The sequence below is a fragment of the Gilliamella intestini genome, from assembly GCF_900094935.1.
Lineage (GTDB): Bacteria > Pseudomonadota > Gammaproteobacteria > Enterobacterales > Orbaceae > Gilliamella > Gilliamella intestini.
This window is the reverse complement of the sequence record NZ_FMBA01000014.1, coordinates 22663-40246: the sequence shown is the minus strand read 5'-3', so window position 1 is coordinate 40246 and position 17584 is coordinate 22663. Positions and strand designations below refer to the sequence as shown.

Annotated in this window: 15 protein-coding genes and 1 other annotated feature; of the genes, 5 read left to right on the top strand and 10 right to left on the bottom strand. The window is 34.2% G+C overall.

The features are described 5' to 3' along the window. Nucleotides 1-2: 2 nt before the first annotated feature. Both hisG and GA0061080_RS05350 read right to left on the bottom strand, forming a co-directional pair. The gene (gene hisG, locus GA0061080_RS05360; RefSeq protein WP_091122261.1) at nucleotides 3-902 is read right to left on the bottom strand and encodes an ATP phosphoribosyltransferase; all 900 of its coding nucleotides are present in this window, start codon (nucleotides 900-902) and stop codon (nucleotides 3-5) included. A 38-nt stretch (nucleotides 903-940) separates the two neighbouring features. Further along, nucleotides 941-1064: a sequence feature (His leader region), on the bottom strand. 197 nt (nucleotides 1065-1261) lie between these two features. Beyond that, the gene (locus tag GA0061080_RS05350) at nucleotides 1262-1654 is read right to left on the bottom strand and encodes an AsnC family transcriptional regulator (protein WP_065590964.1); all 393 of its coding nucleotides are present in this window, start codon (nucleotides 1652-1654) and stop codon (nucleotides 1262-1264) included. A gap of 118 nt (nucleotides 1655-1772) precedes the next feature. Between GA0061080_RS05350 and GA0061080_RS05345 the strand changes: the two genes are divergently transcribed. After that, nucleotides 1773-2336: a cysteine hydrolase family protein gene (locus GA0061080_RS05345; RefSeq protein ID WP_034913065.1), complete on the top strand. Its 564-nt coding sequence runs from the start codon at nucleotides 1773-1775 to the stop codon at nucleotides 2334-2336. Between the two features lie 516 nt (nucleotides 2337-2852). On the opposite strand, the gene GA0061080_RS05340 is transcribed toward GA0061080_RS05345, so the two are convergent. Next, on the bottom strand, nucleotides 2853-3683 hold the full coding sequence (locus tag GA0061080_RS05340; protein WP_091122258.1) for a phosphoenolpyruvate hydrolase family protein: 831 nt from the start codon (nucleotides 3681-3683) through the stop codon (nucleotides 2853-2855). A 16-nt stretch (nucleotides 3684-3699) separates the two neighbouring features. Next, entirely contained in the window at nucleotides 3700-4908 is a 1209-nt protein-coding gene (locus GA0061080_RS05335; protein ID WP_091122256.1) for a Tm-1-like ATP-binding domain-containing protein, read from the bottom strand. Between the two features lie 178 nt (nucleotides 4909-5086). Between GA0061080_RS05335 and GA0061080_RS05330 the strand changes: the two genes are divergently transcribed. From GA0061080_RS05330 to GA0061080_RS05320, 3 genes are all read left to right on the top strand, one after another. Next, on the top strand, nucleotides 5087-5716 hold the full coding sequence (locus GA0061080_RS05330; RefSeq protein ID WP_091122254.1) for a TetR/AcrR family transcriptional regulator: 630 nt from the start codon (nucleotides 5087-5089) through the stop codon (nucleotides 5714-5716). A 64-nt stretch (nucleotides 5717-5780) separates the two neighbouring features. Continuing rightward, complete coding sequence (locus tag GA0061080_RS05325) at nucleotides 5781-6620, top strand: SDR family NAD(P)-dependent oxidoreductase (protein WP_065635776.1); 840 nt, start codon at nucleotides 5781-5783, stop codon at nucleotides 6618-6620. Next, nucleotides 6617-8128, top strand: a complete 1512-nt coding sequence (locus GA0061080_RS05320) for a class I adenylate-forming enzyme family protein (protein ID WP_091122252.1) — start codon at nucleotides 6617-6619, stop codon at nucleotides 8126-8128. Before GA0061080_RS05325 ends, GA0061080_RS05320 begins: the two co-directional genes overlap by 4 nt. 14 nt (nucleotides 8129-8142) lie before the next feature. Here the strand turns inward: GA0061080_RS05320 and GA0061080_RS05315 are convergent, their stop codons facing one another. Both GA0061080_RS05315 and crcB read right to left on the bottom strand, forming a co-directional pair. Next, nucleotides 8143-8532: a SulA-like leucine-rich domain-containing protein gene (locus tag GA0061080_RS05315; RefSeq protein WP_065635778.1), complete on the bottom strand. Its 390-nt coding sequence runs from the start codon at nucleotides 8530-8532 to the stop codon at nucleotides 8143-8145. Between the two features lie 106 nt (nucleotides 8533-8638). Then, the gene (crcB, locus tag GA0061080_RS05310; RefSeq protein WP_091122249.1) at nucleotides 8639-9016 is read right to left on the bottom strand and encodes a fluoride efflux transporter CrcB; all 378 of its coding nucleotides are present in this window, start codon (nucleotides 9014-9016) and stop codon (nucleotides 8639-8641) included. Between the two features lie 191 nt (nucleotides 9017-9207). Between crcB and GA0061080_RS05305 the strand changes: the two genes are divergently transcribed. Next, entirely contained in the window at nucleotides 9208-9813 is a 606-nt protein-coding gene (locus tag GA0061080_RS05305) for a riboflavin synthase subunit alpha (protein WP_091122247.1), read from the top strand. Between the two features lie 125 nt (nucleotides 9814-9938). Here GA0061080_RS05305 and GA0061080_RS05300 read toward each other — a convergent pair whose 3' ends face one another. From GA0061080_RS05300 to mfd, 4 genes are all read right to left on the bottom strand, one after another. Next, nucleotides 9939-10823: a hypothetical protein gene (locus GA0061080_RS05300; protein ID WP_091122242.1), complete on the bottom strand. Its 885-nt coding sequence runs from the start codon at nucleotides 10821-10823 to the stop codon at nucleotides 9939-9941. Between the two features lie 182 nt (nucleotides 10824-11005). Continuing rightward, entirely contained in the window at nucleotides 11006-12493 is a 1488-nt protein-coding gene (locus GA0061080_RS05295) for a DUF945 family protein (RefSeq protein WP_091122238.1), read from the bottom strand. Nucleotides 12494-12775: 282 nt separating this feature from the next. After that, entirely contained in the window at nucleotides 12776-14065 is a 1290-nt protein-coding gene (locus tag GA0061080_RS05290; protein WP_091122234.1) for a DUF945 family protein, read from the bottom strand. Nucleotides 14066-14095: 30 nt separating this feature from the next. Continuing rightward, nucleotides 14096-17554, bottom strand: a complete 3459-nt coding sequence (mfd, locus tag GA0061080_RS05285) for a transcription-repair coupling factor (RefSeq protein WP_091122230.1) — start codon at nucleotides 17552-17554, stop codon at nucleotides 14096-14098. Nucleotides 17555-17584: the final 30 nt, after the last annotated feature.

The window sequence follows — 17584 nt, the reverse complement described above, 5'->3', positions numbered from 1 at the left end:
TATTACTCCATCATTTTTTCAATTGGTAATACAAGAATTGAACTTGCGCCTAGTGCTTTTAGTTTTTCCATGGTTTCCCAAAAGAGTGATTCACTACTCACCATATGTAACGCAACACGATTTTGCTCGCCTGTTAACGGTAAAATGGTTGGATTTTCGGCACCCGGCAATAGCGCAACAATATCATCTAACACCTCAGTAGGGGCGTGGAGCATAATATATTTAGATTCACGCGCCTGAATAACGCCTTGAATGCGCGTCATAATTTTATCGATTAACGCCTGCTTTATCGGGGATATTTCGCCTTGACGTTGAATTAAACAGGCTTTTGATTTATAGATAACTTCAATCTCTTTTAGTCCATTGGCCTCAAGCGTTGCACCACTCGAAACCAAATCACAAATTACATCAGCAAGCCCTGCACGTGGCGCAACTTCGACCGAACCATTAAGCAAACATGTTTTAAAGTTAACATTATATTGAGCAAGATAACGACGGAGCAGGTGAGGGTAAGTGGTGGCAATACGCAAATCATTTAAACATTCTGGTCCTGTATACTCAAAATCACGAGGTGCTGCGATCGACAACCGACAGCCACCAAAATCTAAACTGCGCAATTTTTTAAATTGTGGATCTTCGCCTTCGGCCTGCCTATCTAATACTTCCTCCTCTAAAACATTTTCGCCGACAATCCCAATATCGACAACGCCATCAATAACCAGTCCGGGGATATCGTCATCACGAACACGTAAGATATCAATGGGCATATTTTCGGCAAAAGCAATTAACCGTTGTTCTTGAAGATTAATCTTAATACCACATTGTGCCAGCAACCTTTTTGATTCATCACTTAAGCGACCAGATTTTTGCAACGCAATGCGTAAACGCGAATTATCCAACATATCTTTCTCCAAAGTTATCTAAAAATTTACAAACTACAAACAAAAAACCCTCGGAAGTTTGATCTTCCGAGGGTTTCTGCTTGCTTTTGCGATATCACCGGAAGACCAAAGTCTTCCAGCACCAATCGCCCGAAGACTATTCAGGATTGATGGTGATGATGATGTGTACTAATAGCATTAGTAATAAAAACGCAAAAACAATTCATAAAAATAAAAAACCTTTAACTGAGTTGATAATTAAAGCTACTGAACAAAATATAACAGAATTTATTTGCTCGCAACTTTTTTTTGTTTTTTATGTAAAAAATCTTTATACAAAAAATAGTCAACAAGTTTAGGTGTAAATTTTTAAAATAGCGTTATTTAATCACTTTTGACTGATGACTAACTTTATAACGGCAATAGAGCTCAAGTTTGTCTAAAAAATGTGGTAAGTTTTGGTCTGTAAATTCACTTTTTATAAAATAACACCCATCGCCTGTGATTTTATAAAATTCGATGATTTCTTTAAACGACATGACCATGTTTTCGAACGAGGTGAATTGATTTGAATTCATATAAATCGTTATAAACTGAAGCTGATTTGTTTTTTCTTTAATAGTAAATTTTTCAATAATATGATTATCATACAATTCTTGAACTCGCTGTCCAACAGCCTGTCCAGACAAATATACTTTTTCGCCAATTTCTTTCCATGATTGACGACTATTTTTTTTAAGTTCATCTAAAATAGCGCGATCTTTTTTATCCATACTTGTTTATCTTTTTCATTTTGAAAGTAAGTAATAATAAATACTTTCAATTCGTTATGTAACAGATAGCGTAATTATCGCATAATTATCAACTCAAACATAATTTAAGGACAAAACAATGAAACAAGGGTTAATAATTATCGACGTACAAAATGACTATTTCCCAACGGGTAAATTTACTTTAAACAATACAGAATTAACTTTACAAAATACCTTAAAACTACAAAAACACTTTAGAGCACAACAATTACCGATCTTTTATATTCAGCATATAAAGTCTGATCCTCATGCGGATTTTTTTGCTAACGGAAGTTTAGGCGCTGAAATTCATCCAAGTTTGTTACCGCTTGGTAACTTGCATGAGTATCTTGTCAAAAAAACATTCCCTAATAGTTTTTATCAAACTGAGCTACAAAAAAAATTACAACAAGAACAGATCCAGCAGATGGTTATTTGTGGAATGATGAGCCATATGTGTGTTGACTCAACAACACGTCACGCATCCGAACTAGGTTATCAACCGATATTAATCCACGATGCTTGTACAACTTGTGATCTCGAATTTGATGGTAAAACGATTCCATCCCAAGTGGTACATAACAACTTTATGTCTGCCTTAACCAATTTTGCATCGGTTGTAAGTTGTGAAATGTTTGTTCAAACCAAACTGGCTATTTTATAAATTATAGCATTGTAATTAAATGATTATGGATAATGGATGCCAAAAAAGTGATAACATAATTATAAACAATCTAAATTGGCTCGATCACAAACCGAGCCTTTTACGCTGTATTGCAATTTTAATTATAAAGATAACCAATATTGCCGTGCTGTCTACCTATATCAAAAAAATGAATTCACAACAAACCCTCAAAACTATAGTGAGTCTTACATGGACAAACAAATAGCTGCAGCCTAAAAAGCCCACCAAATTGTCACATCAATTTTTGAGGAAATGCGCATAAAACAATGAGGAGAATAATTTTTGCGTAGATACTATTGTCATTTTTATTATTAAAAAAATGCCCAAACCTAGCGCACCTAAGTATATAAAAATTTATAAGCTACAAACTCAAAAACTCGAAAGTTTAATCTTTCTTATTAGGAAGTAGTTACAAAGTATTTTTGCTTAATCGGAATCACTATAAAAAAATAGCAGCGCGACTAATTAGTCGCACCGTTATTGCTTATATTATTGTTAGTGTCTTTGAATTGATTTAAATTTTTTTGTAGTTTGTTTTAATGCCAGCTCTGTTGGTAAGCGCTCCATTGAGCTTGCCCCATAAAATCCATTACAATCAGGACAATTATTTAAAATATATTCGGCATCTTCAGGAGTGGCAATAGGGCCACCATGGCATAAAATAATAATATCAGGGCGAATTGCTTTAGCTGCTTTGGCCCATTGATTGATTAATGGTACACAATCAGCAAGTTTTAATGCTGTTTCTGCACCAATACTACCACCTGTTGTTAGTCCCATATGAGGTACTAAAATATCAGCACCCGCTTTAGCCATATCGATTGCATTTTGTTCACTAAATACGTAAGGTGTTGTAAGTAGATCTTTTTCATGTGCTTTACGAATCATTTCGACTTCTAAGTCGTATCCCATGCCTGTTTCTTCTAAATTTGCTCTGAAGTTGCCATCAATAAGTCCTACAGTTGGAAAGTTTTGTACACCAGCAAATCCTGTTTCTTTAATTTTATCTAAAAATTGGTCAAACTGGCAAAATGGATCAGTACCATTTACACCTGCTAGCACTGGTGTATGTTTGACTACAGGCAATACTTCTTTTGCCATATCCATAACAATTTCGTTAGCATTACCATAAGCTAGTAATCCTGCTAATGAACCTCTACCTGCCATACGGTAACGTCCTGAATTATAGATAACAATAAGATCAATTCCACCTGCTTCTTCACATTTTGCAGATAATCCTGTCCCTGCACCGCCACCAATAATTGGTTGACCTTTAGCAATCATATCGTAGAATTTTTTTAACAATTGAGCACGTTGACTACCCATTATATTCTCCAAATATTTATTTCATTACATTCGTAAATTCATTAATGACAAGATCACAAAACTGTGGTGAGTTTATGTGATAAGACGTTTTTATTAACTTCCTTTTTGAGGTTTGGATAAAAGTTTTTTCAAATTCATCAATAAATGCTTGATTAGCTTGTGGTGACCAAAAAATACCATCTTTAATATCTAAAGCTGAAAATCCGCCTTCAGGAATAATAAAAGTCACATAACCTTGGCATTGATTAAGTTTATTTGCAATCCAATTAGCCATTTTTTTGTTTTCTTCAGCCGTTGTTCTCATTAAAGTTACTTGGGGATTATGCGGATAGAATAAACGATCTTTATATTTTTCTGGAATGGTATCAGGACTTGCAAAATTTACCATATCAAGTGCACCGCATGAACCAATATAAGGTACTTTACTTCTAGCTATGGCACCAAAACGGTCTTCACTACAAGCTAAAACTCCGCCGAACAAATAATCGCAAACCTCAGTTGTTGTGATATCAAGGACACCACGCAATAAGTGACTGTCAGCGAGTTTTTCCATGGCTTTACCACCACTACCTGTTGCATGAAAAACCAAACAATCATATTGTTTATGTAATTTTGCTAATGCGGATTGAACACATTTAGTTGTAACACCAAACATAGTCAATCCTATTGCCGGCTTATCTTCAATAATATCTTGGCTTTTAAAAAGCATCGAACCTGCAATAAAGTTTGCAGCATTGGTTAAAACTTTTCTAGATATGACATTAATACCTGCAATATCTGTAACTGAATACATCATCGCAATATCACTTGCACCAATATAACCAGAAATATCGCCTGATGCCATTGTCGATACCATCAGTTTAGGAACTCCAACAGCTAGTGATTGCATAGCCGGAGTAATTAATGCTGTACCGCCTGAACCGCCTAACCCTAGTATTGCTTCTACATTATTTTGATCAATCAAAAATAATCTGAAAGCATCGGCCATTGCAACAATTGCTTTACCTCTATCTCCACAAAAAACAGCTTGTTTACCATTTGGGTGGTAATTAGCAACAGTTTCAGCTTCAATCGTTGCTAAATGATTAAATTGATGAGGTTGTGTAGAAATATCAACAATTTTACAATTAAGATTTCTTAAATTTAGGAGGTTTTTGATATAAACGATTTCTTCCCTTTTAGTGTCTAATGTTGTGACCAAATAAATTGTACTAGGTGATGTCATTTATTACTCCTAACTAAGTTAATTTGGTGAGTATTTATAACCAACGGTGGTTAATTGTTAAACATTATATATCAAAATGAGAATGAAGTCTCATTTATTTATTAAATGATAAATTTTAACTAATTTATTAAATATGATGTATCATATCCATAATTAATAAAAATTGAATATATGCCCAATGATTCAAAAGAATTTAATCTCTTCTTCAACATATGCAGGCGTAAAAAAGCGGACTTATGAACGTTTAATTAATACTGCATTAGAAGTGTTAGAACAAGGATGTGAACTTACTATAACTGAATTAGCTGATAAATCAGGTATTTCAAGAGCAACGGCATATCGTTATTTTCCTACACAAAGTGATTTAATTGCAGCAGTGGTTGAAAGCTCGTTAGGACCTATTTTTAGTTGGCATTCCCAAAAACAGAATGTAGAAGAACAACTTAATGATTTTTTAGCTTTTGCCTTTCCTCAAATGTTAAAACATGAAGGAGCGCTACGTGCGGCATTAAGGATTTCATTACAACAATGGGCAACAGCACGAGCCTCATCATCATTGCAAACTGAAAAATTGGTTAGAGGTAATCGAAAAGAAATCCTTTCTACAATATTATTGCCACTCAAAACTGAGTTACCTGAGGAAATTTATAATAAAGTTATTTATGCTATATCAATCATTTATGGCTCAGAAATATTTATGGTTTTAAAAGATATTTGGAAATTGGATAATCAAAAAATTGTATCATTAACACAGTGGATAGCAAAAGCTGTAATTAACCAAGCTCGGCAAGATGCATCAAAAATGTAATTTAGCCATAAAGTAATTTAGTATTAATTTTATACAGCTACGATAAAATAGTGATGATTAATAGATGAAGATTTTGATTGAATTGCTTAATTATCTCCTTTTCCCTATATACAAGCCCAATTTTTGCCAGTTAAAACAGTCTTTACAACATAAAACAATTATTATTACTGGCGCTAGTTTTGGAGTTGGTGAGGCATTATGTTATCTTTTGGCTGATATTGAGTGTCAACTTATTTTAGTGGCTAGAACAGCAGATAAATTGCAATTAATTAAGCAATCGTTATCAGGCAAAAAAGTAAAAGTTGCACTGTTTAGTGCCGATTTGCGTGATGCTAAACAGTTAGATAATTTTATTACTTATTTAGAACCTTATCATGTTGATATCTTTATCAATAACGCGGGTATATCAATTTGTCGCCCAATTATGCAATCGTTAGATCGTATGCATGATTTTGAAAGAACCATTAAACTAAACTATTTGGCACCAGTTAAATTGTGTTTGGCATTAATTCCTAAATTACAACAATCGAAAGGGCACATTGTTAATGTTTCGGCAATAAACGTTTTGTTAGCACCAACAGTTAATTGGGCGGCTTATCAAGCATCTAAAACCGCTTTTGATCAGTGGCTACGTTGTGCTAGTAGCGAGTTTGAAAACCAGCAGATAGTTGTTTCGACAGCTTATTTACCTTTGGTTAAAACCCGAATGATAGCGCCGACTAAAATCTATAAAAAACTTCCTGCACTGCAACCTAACCAAGCGGCAACTATTATTAGTCGTTTGCTTGTTACTAAAAAACGTCAATATAAACCATGGTGGGCGATTTTGGGGCAACTGGCCTCTGTTATTTTTAACGGCGTTTGGTGTAAATTAAATTATTATTATATTAAGAAAAAACAATGATAAAATCGATTTTAGCTTTGTATAAAACGCAATTACTGACCTTTAAAGGCATTGGGTATTTATTTACTAGTATTCGTCTTGTTGGTATGAATTTAATGGCTTTGCTATATATTCGCCAAAGACTTTGTCCTGAGCAAATTGCGATTAGCCAAGAGGGTGTTTGCATTAATTACCGCACGCTTTATTGCCAATCTCAACATTTGGCAATGCAATTAGCGTTACATTGTGGTATTAAACCTCATCAAAAAGTCGCTATTATGGCAAATAATCACGCAATTTTGGTTCATACTTTATTTGCAGTGGCAAGGCTTGGGGCTGATATTTATTTATTAAATACTGAGCTATCGGCAGCACAAGTTAATGATATTAGCAATAATGTGAAATTTGATTGCGTCATTTATGATCCTGATGTTACTGCGCTACCACCTATAAAAAACAGTTTGCCGACTTATCATGAAAGCCAAACTTCAGTTTATTCTTTATTAACCGCTTTGCCGTTAGCGCATCAAACTAAAATTAAAGTAACGCATTTTGCTAAAGTGACCGTTTTAACCAGTGGTACAACGGGGCGCTTTAAGATGGCAGGGCGTAGCAGTAAAGCGCAGAATTTTATGCGTCCATTTTTGCAGTTATTAGTAAAATTGAAACTTAGCCATTATAAAAAAATCTATATTGCTACACCGATTTATCATGGTTTTGGCATAGCGACTTTATGTATGTCGGTATTATTAGGAGCAACCATGTTTTTAACTAGACGGTTTGAAGCTAAAAAATCATGTCAATTAATTGTTGATAATCAAATTGAAGTGGTGACATTGGTGCCTTTAATGTTAAATCGAATGCTGACATATTCTGTTGATCAACTCAAAAGTCTAAGTTGTATTATTACTGGTGGGGCACCGATTACTGCGATGTTGGTTAAACAAACATTAGATCAGCTTGGTAAAGTTTTATTCAATTTATATGGTACGTCTGAAGCTGGCGTTTGTATGATTGCCACTCCTGATGATTTAGCTATCAAGCCAACGACAATAGGCAGGCCACTTAAAGGTCTTTGTGCTAAATTAGTAGCAAAAGAAGATAAAAAGGAGCTTTATATCAAATGCGCTTGGTCAACATTGGGCAATCGTTGGGTTGCAACTGGGGATTTAGCAGATAAAGATGCAGAGGGATTTTATTACCTAAAAGGTCGAGTAGATGACATGATTGTTTCAGGTGGGGAAAACGTTTATCCGTTTGAGCTAGAGCAACATTTACTGTCGCATCTTGAAATTAAAGATACCGCTGTTATTAGTGTTCCTGATACAGAATTTGGGCAACGGTTAGTGGCTTTTGTTGTTTTAGTACCTAATAGTAAACTAACCGAAACAGTATTATTGGGTTGGTTAAAGTCTCAAATTGCCCGTTATCAAATGCCGAAAAAGATCAATATTATTGATCAATTGCCCATGACAAAGATCGGTAAAGTTGATCGAAAACGACTAACTCAACTGTATTTGTCTTGTTAGTCATATTTTGTAATTTAATGATATTGAATTGGCTGTTCGTCGTTGACTAAAAGTAGACAGGTATTACTTGATAATACGGCTTGCTGTAATCGTTGTTTGTCTTGTTCATTGAGATTGTTGATGCAAGCAACGATATAACTACAGGTTTGGCTTCGTAAAGCCTTTTCTATTGTCGATATTAGATTTTCATTTTTTAAATTACTTAAATGAATAACTTTTTGTTTGTCTAACCCTGCAGTATTGATCCATGAACGTTTTAACATTGGGCGTTCAGAAAGCCATAATTGCCATTTTTTGGCTTTATTAAGTGATTTTAATAAAGGGCGTTGCTGTTGTAGCAATTGTTGAAAAGGTGATTCAAAATGAATTGCCATAAGTTGTTGTGATGAATGCTCGATTAACATAATAACCTCAATACTGTCTCTACGTACAGTGTATATTAATACAGTATTTTAGTGTTGTAAACTCTATTTATGATTATTTTTTGTATTATTTGTTAATTAAATCACTTTAAGAACGCAAATATTGATACGATAAAATCCCTAAAAATGTCATTAAAACTGAGCCAATTACATGAATCAATATGGCTGCTAAGCCCCAAGATATTCGACCTTCTTGTAAAAAGTTAACAATTTCGGCTGAAAAAGTTGAAAAGGTTGATAGTCCTCCACAAAAACCAGTTATCACCATTAAACGCCATTCGGCAGAAAGGTTAGAATGGTTAAAAAAAGCAATGGCAAAACCAATAATATAACCAGCAATCAAATTAGACAGTAATGTGCCTAGCGGAATAGCAAAAGCAATAATATTTAATTTAAGCGATAAAAACCAACGCAACAAACCACCCGCCACCGAACCGACCGAAATAGCTAAAATCAGTTTTAACATAATGATATATCCTTGCTTATATACTGAAATAAAAAGTTACTTTATAAAATTGAAATATGAATTTGCTATCAATATTAATAATAATTGATCAATAAACATTTGAAACGATCATACCAGTAGAAAATAGAAATAGGAAATTCTAATCAGATTGAGATAGAATATTTAGCATTATCAAGAATTGAGGTTTATATATGTTTACAGGTATTGTGCAAGGTGTTGGTCAGATCATTGATATTGAAGATAAAGATAAATTAAGAACATATAAAGTTAAATTACCCCATCAATTGCTCGATAAAATTGAAATTGGTGCTTCAATTGCTAATGATGGTTGTTGCTTGACAGTGACAAGTTTTGAGCAAGATTGGGTAACGTTTGATATTATGCAAGAAACCCTAGCGTTAACAACATTAGGCAATAAAAAAATCCACGATTTTGTCAATATTGAACGTAGCGCAAAATATGGCGATGAAGTGGGTGGGCATATTATGTCTGGTCATATTTCTTGCACAGCAACTATAATTGATATTCAAAAAACAGCAACCAATTGCCAAATGACATTACAGTTGCCAGCACAATTTAGTAAGTATGTATTATATAAAGGCTTTATTGGGATTGATGGTGCAAGCTTGACAGTTGGCAAGGTTAGCGATAACTGTTTTCATATTCATCTAATTCCCGAAACACTCGCTGTTACTACCCTAAACGCAAAAAGAGTTGGGGACAAAGTTAATATCGAAATCGACTCACAAACTCAAGCAATTGTCGATACGGTTGAGCGAGTGCTTGCCACTAGATAATCTACTTATATTAAAAATATTTGTGCTAATTTTTAATTATTTGCGTTACATAAATATTCCATTTTTATTATAAGGATATAGAGAAAGCCTAGATTTTTATTAAAAGTTTAGTTTTTGCTATAATTTTATACTTTGTCATCGATTCCTTGCGGTGCAACGACAGTAATTAACTGATCAAACAGAGGCGTTTTTTGAATTAAATACTTTTCTTCCAAAGTACTTGGAACTTTTGTTATATTTACTAACCCTAAATAAGATAAATAACGGTCAAAATTTCTAAAATAATAACAGTACTTAAGACTTTTTTTATTGTGCCTAAACTGCGAGTTGTTATTATTATCGATTAATAATTGAGGGAAAGCTTTAAAATACTTATCTGTATAAAACTCAGCTGGTTGTGGTTTGTCGCCATATTTCGCTAGCAATACTAGGGTAAACCCAAATCCCAATTGGCCAATTTCAAAATTACCATAACCATCAAAATATCCCCAATTAAATTGATAGGTTAAAACATGTAATATGCAATGTAGTAACGCAGGCTTATTATTAAGTAGTTTCTTGCCATGATGAGTTAGAGATAGTTTGTTATGGCGTTGTTTACACAAACGATAAATCTTTAATATTATTCTGGCTAACTGTACTGCAATAGTATCTTGCTCTTTAATTATGTTTTTGGAACTCATTTCAATTGCTAATTCAGGTGGGCCTAAAACATAAAGTGCTTTTACCCATTTGGGCGGTAAATTACCGACTTTTGTTAATAGTAGGTTTTCCTGCTCTTCTAAAATAGACATAAGCAAGCAGGTTTGATTAAGTAAAGGAATCTCTTTGTAGGCTTTATCTGAAAGCACATTAATCTTAAGCGGGGAGCGAGGATCATTTAAAAAATTCAGCAAAGATCCCATTTCATAAGGGGAATAACCCTCAAAATCCTCATGAGGTAAATTATTAACCTTATTAATAAGTGTATCAATATGTGATATTATCCATTCATTTTCTTGGTTTATCATAGTTAATTCCTAAAAATATTTATCGATACTTAGAATACCTAAAATCAGCACTTAAATAAAATTACTGTATTTTCTAATCTTTTTATAAGGAAAATATAAGCTTTTATGAATTTGTATTTTAACAGCAGTCGATCACATCCACCAGCATAGCTGGCGGATCGTTAGGTTAGTTGATTGTTCAGCTATAAATTATTAAATAATTGGTTTTTTAACACCTTTTTACCATTAACACTAACTTCATCACTGTCTTTAGTTAAGCTAATATCTAAATAAAAGCCGTCTGTTTTACCGTTGGTTAACGCTAAAAATGGAAAATTATATGTCAGTGATGCTGCTACCGATTGTATCAATTGATTACTTTTTGTTATTTGTTGTTGTGTTACATTGTCATCGTTAGAGTTTTCTATTTGTGCTGATATACGTGCTAATACGTCAAATGGTGCTTCAAGCTTGAATTTTAGCGAATTAATTTTTTCAGAATTTTTTTGAACAAGAGACATATTGTCTATATCAAATAGATCCAACATTAGACTAATATTTATATCGCCAGAAGGGGTGTGCCAATTGAATTTTTTGATCGATAATTTGGTATGCTGTTCTGGATTAACACTACTCAAATCTGTATAATTCATATCCAATTGGCTGCCGAGCCAATATTTATTTAACCTTTGAAGGTCAAAATCGATCGCAATATTACCTAGATTCTGTTTACCATAAATTACCGAATCAAAATTGGTAAAACACGAACTATCGATGATATTAGTTACGTTATTAAAGACATTTTTTTGATTCATTATAATGTTATTAAAAACCAGCGGTTTCATATTTGCGGTGTATGGTGATGGGAATTCTAATGTCATTTTATCAATACTGCCTTGCGAATCGCCATTTTGCGTTTTGTAGTTAAAATTTCCCGTTGATTTGATGTTATCAATATTAACCTTAGTTGGTGAATAACTGATAATACTGTATTTCATATTACCAATATTTGATTTGTAATCAATATAGTCTGAAGTGCTAAGTGATTTTAGGGATAGATTTAAATCACTAAAGCTAATATTAGCGCTGTTTTCTGAAAAAGATATTTTATCTAACTGCAATTTAGCCATCATATCAGAACCATCAATATAACTACTAAAGGTAAAATAACCTTTACCTATATCAAAGTCCTTGCTCATGGTTTTAGTTGCTTCACTTGTTAGTTTAGCAATTATATATTCGCCATAACTTATTCCCATATGCCCAGTAATAAATGGCCGATTACCTACTAATTTCCAAAGTTTTGGATTAGTTTGTTCGGTCATTTCGTATTCTAACCAAGCCATTTGTGGGGTAAATGTACCTTTTGTAAGGGCTGCAATAGGAAAAGGACCATGATGAATGGTAACATCATCATCAAACAGGGTTTGGGGAGTAGAGGCTTCATCGGAAGATTGATTCTGTGACGCGGTCACCTTTAAGTGGAGTTTAGTTGACAATATCCCTTTGTCATAGTTACTTTTTTCAACTGTAAAGGTGAAATTGTTTTGAATATGGTTAATGTTGTTTGTGATTTGAGATAATTGGTTGTCAATATCTCTTTCAATTATGTTACCCGTGTACCATGCTGTTCCAACGTAAGCGATTCCTAATACGGCAACTATTCCTATAGCGAGTGTTGTTTTTTTCATTACTATTTCCTATTTGTTAATTATTTATTCTATTTTAAATTATCACTCTTGATGATCTGCAAAATTAGGCAACAAATTTTCAATATAATCATTCGTTGTAAATTTTATTTTTACAATTTTAATCGATTTAAATTTGTTAGGCGATTAATTTTTGAATTAATTTTGGATATCAACTTATATCTATTGACAGGTTTCTTTTTAAGGGGAAAAGGGGGAAAGGAAAAACAAAATTCCACCAATAGTATTGGTGGAATTGGTTATTTTGGAAAGTAATTTGGTAAGTTATAGGTTATCAAAAAATTCTTCTTTTGACACTTTTTTACCATTTACGTTAACTTCGTCGCCGTCTTTGGTTAGACTAACATCTGAATAAATACCATCGGTTTTACCATTGCTTAATGTTAAAAATGGGGATTTATGGACAAGGAAGCCAGACATTTGTTGTATGTTTTGCTTTTCTTCAGCAATTTGTGAAGTTATATCATTGGTATCAGGAGACTTAATTTGTGCTGATAAACGAGCTAATACGTCAAATGGTGCTTCAAGCTTGAATTTTAGCGCGTTAATTTTTTCGTAATCTTCTTTATCAAGGACTTCACTATTAAAATCAGAGATATCAAACATTAGGTTAGCATTAATATCGCCACTAGATGTTTGCCAATTGAATTTGTTTAATGAAAATCTGATATTATGTTTTTTGTCGATATCATTTAAGTCAGAATCAGGGTAGTTCATGCCTATTTGATAATTAAATAGTTGTTTATCAAATCCTTGGAAATCAAAATCTAATGAAACAGTTCCCAAATTGTGTTGACCATAAATAATTGAATCAATATGACTAGAAAGCGACCCCTCAGCTGTATTTGTGTCGCTATTTAAATTAGCATTATGATTCATAACGAATTTATTAACCACCACCAAAGTAGGATCAGCTCTAAATAATTGGAAATGATTAAATGAAAACTTATCGATCTCTATTTTAGAGCTAATGTCCGTACCACTAGTATACCCGCTAAAGGTGTAACTACCTTTGCCAAGAGACAATGTACCATTGAGAATTGGAATTTCGTTTTGCCCGACCTCGATGGCTTTGTTTTTTAACTTAACAGTGAGATATTTGCCATAACTCATACCAACATGCCCAGTAATAAATGGCTGATTACCGGCTAATTTCCAAAGTTGTGGGCTGATTTGTTCACTCATTTCGTATTCTAACCACGCCATTTGTGGAGCGAATGTCCCTTCAGCAAGAGCCACAATAGGGAAAGGGCCATGGTGGATGGTGACATTGTCATCAAATAGCGTTGTTGGGGCTGTGTCTTCACCATAAAACGAATTGTTTTCTGACGCTGTTACAGTTAGGTGTAATTTAGTTGAGAAAATTCCTTTTTCATAATGACTTTTGGTAATAGAAAATGTTAAGTTATTTTCAAGTTGATTGGCTTTGTTGTTGATTAGTGCTAATTGGTTGTCAATATCTCTTTCAATTATGTTACCAGTGTACCATGCCGTACCAACGTAAGCGATTCCTAATACGGCAACTATTCCTATAGCTAAAGTTGTTTTTTTCATTTTCGTTCTCTTAAGTTATATTTTAAATTATCATTCTTGATGATTTGTAAAATCAGACAACAAATTTTTGATATATTCAATACGATCGATTCGTTGCAATTCTGATTTTTGTAATTTTAATCGATTTGAACTTTCTAAGCGATAATTTTTTGGTTCTTTTTGAATTATTTCAATTAAGTAATCGACTGAAACCTTATTACTATTACCGAATTCAATATAACCGCCTTTTTCACCAAATTCAATCTTAGTAATGCCTAATTGAGTTGCGTGATAACGGATTTTGGTAGTTTCTAGTAAAAAAAGCACTGCATCGGGCAATTTACCAAAACGATCTCGCATTTCAACTTGAATATCGGTGAGTTCGATAAGATCGGTGATACTCGCAATACGTTTATATAGTGATAAACGTGTATTAACATCGGGAATAAAATCATCAGGAATGAGTGTTGGCAAGCGTAACTCAATTTCTGTTTGTTGATTATTGAGTAATGATTCGAGTGTTGGTTCTTTGCCTTCTTTTAGTGATTTGACCGCATCATCAAGCAGTTCAATATAAAGGTTAAAGCCAATAGTTTCAATTTGACCACTTTGATCGCTGCCTAATAACTCCCCAGCACCTCGAATTTCAAGATCGTGTGTGGCTAGAGCAAAACCTGCACCTAAATCTTCAAGTGAGGCAATTGCTTCTAGGCGTTTTTTTGCATCTTTAGTGAGTAATTTAGGATGTGGAGTTAATAGATAAGCATAAGCCTGATGATAAGAACGTCCAACTCGTCCTCTGAGCTGATGTAACTGGGCTAAACCAAATTTATCGGCACGATCAATGATAATAGTATTGGCATTAGGAATGTCGATACCAGTTTCAACAATGGTTGTACAAACAAGTATGTTAAAACGTTGATGATGAAAGTCATTCATTACGCGCTCTAAGTCGCGTTCATGCATTTGCCCATGACCAATAGTAATTCGTGCTTCGGGCACCAGCTCTGCTAGTTTTTCGCTTACTTTTTCGATATCAGAAATATCATTGTGTAAGTAATAAATCTGACCACCACGTAAAATTTCACGCAAAATGGCTTCTCTAATCACGAGATCATCATATTCTCGAACAAAGGTTTTCACTGCTAATCGGCGAGCTGGAGGGGTCGCAATAATAGAAAGATCCCGCATACCACTCATTGCCATGTTGAGGGTTCTTGGAATTGGCGTTGCGGTTAGTGTTAGAATATCAATGTTTGCTCGCATTGCTTTAATTCGTTCTTTTTGGCGGACGCCAAAACGATGTTCTTCATCAACAATCAACAAGCCTAAATCTTTCCATTTGATATCTTCTTGTAACAATTTATGTGTGCCAATTACAATATCAATTTTGCCTTCACCAAGAGCTTCTATAATACTTTTTTGTTGTTTGGCGGTTTTGAATCGAGACAGGCTTTCTATGCGAATTGGCCAGTTTGCAAAGCGATCACAAAAGCTTTCGTAATGTTGTTCTGCAAGTAAAGTTGTAGGAACTAAAACTGCTGTTTGTTTATGATTAATAACGGCTAAAAAAGCAGCGCGGATCGCTACTTCTGTTTTACCAAATCCAACATCACCACAGACTAATCTATCCATGGCATAAGGAGAGCACATATCGCCAATTACTGCCCCAATGGCATTTTGTTGATCATCGGTTTCTTGATAAGGAAACCCTTGGCAAAATAGTTCATACTGCTCTCGGTCTTGTTTAAATTCAAATCCGGGTTTACTTTCACGTTCAGCGTAAATATCTAGTAATTCAGCTGCAACATCTCGTACTTTTTCGGCCGCTTTTTGCCGTGCTTTACTCCAAGCATCAGTACCTAATTTATTGAGTGGTGCGTTTTCTTCATCGCCACCAGAATAACGGCTAATTAGATTTAATGATGAAACAGGAACATAAAGCTTGGTGTCATTGGCATATAATAGAATAAGATATTCAGCCGTAATCCCCCCTGTTTCTAATGTGGTAAGTCCTGCATATCGACCAACGCCATGTTCTAAATGGACAACGGGTTTGCCGGGTGTGAGTTCAGCTAAACTACGAATAAGTGAATCAGTATTGATAGCTTGTTTATTTTCTTTTTTGCGACGAACTACTCGTCGTCCTAATAGCTCATTTTCAGTAATAAAGGCAAAATTATCTTGCTGATTGATAAAGCCTTGTTCACTAGCTCCAACGATTAAATAAAATCGGCTATCACTGCTTTTTCGTTCATCAAGTAAATTGATGGTAGTGGGATGAATACGAATTCGTCCAAGAATTTCTTGTAAAGCCTCTTTGCGTCCTTCTGATTCAACCGAAAAGATGATTGTTCCTGCAAAATTTTCAACAAATTTTTGAAATTGCAAATAAGGATCTTTTTGTTGGATCTCAATAGCAATATTAGGTAATGCTACATAAGGCAAATTAACGTTTTTATTTGATTCAGTCGTTATTGCATGCGATAAAACCATTCTTGGGTAGTTTTTGAAATTGGCAAAAATCTCGTCAGTTTTAGACCAAATAACATTTGGTGCAAGTAATGGTCGCATAGGATCGACTTTGCGGCTTTCATAACGTTGGGTAATATCTTGCCAATATTTGTTAGCATATTGCTCAATATTAACTGTATTGATAATTAAGCTATTTGCTAAAAAATAAGAGAATAGAGGTGTCAATGGTTCGTTAAAAAACAGTGCTTGCCAATATTCAATACCGGTTGGCAAAATATTTTTACTAACTTGTTGATAGATGCTTTCTGAGTCTAATCTAACCTCAAATTGTTCTCGAAATTGACTACGAAACAACTCGATAGCTGTTTTATCGAAAGGAAACTCATGGGCTGGTAGCAATTGTATTTCAGCAATTTCACCAAAGGTACGTTGAGTTTCGACATCAAAAGTACGGATGCTGTCGATTTCATCATCAAAGAAATCGATACGATAAGGCTTATCACTGCCCATGGGGTAGATATCAAAAAGTGCTCCACGAGTAGCATATTCGCCATGCTCCATAACTTGGCTGACTGAACGATAGCCAGCATTTTCAAGTTGAAGGCGTAAATGTTCTCGGCTAATTTGTAAGCCTTTTTTCATAATAAAAACATGTCCACCCAAATAACTTTGTGGGCAGACTTTTTGCATTAAGGTATTAATGGGTAAAATTAACGCCCCTTTGGTTAAATGTCCAAGATGATAAAGGCAAGATAAGCGTTCTGATACGATATCTTGATGAGGAGAAAAGCTGTCATAAGGCAATGTTTCCCAATCTGGAAAGATAATAGAAGGGAAGGATGTAAACTGCTTTAGTTCTTCATGAATGCGCGAGGTTTGTTGCATATCATCAGTGACAATCACAACAATACCTTCATGTGCATCTATAGCTTGAGCGCAAAATTGTGATAAGGAAGAGCCAACTAGCTGCCCAATTTGCTTTACTTCACCTGATTTTTGAGGAATTAAGTTTGAAATATTAACTGTTTTAGACATGATGAGTTCGTTGATGTCGCTGAAAATTTA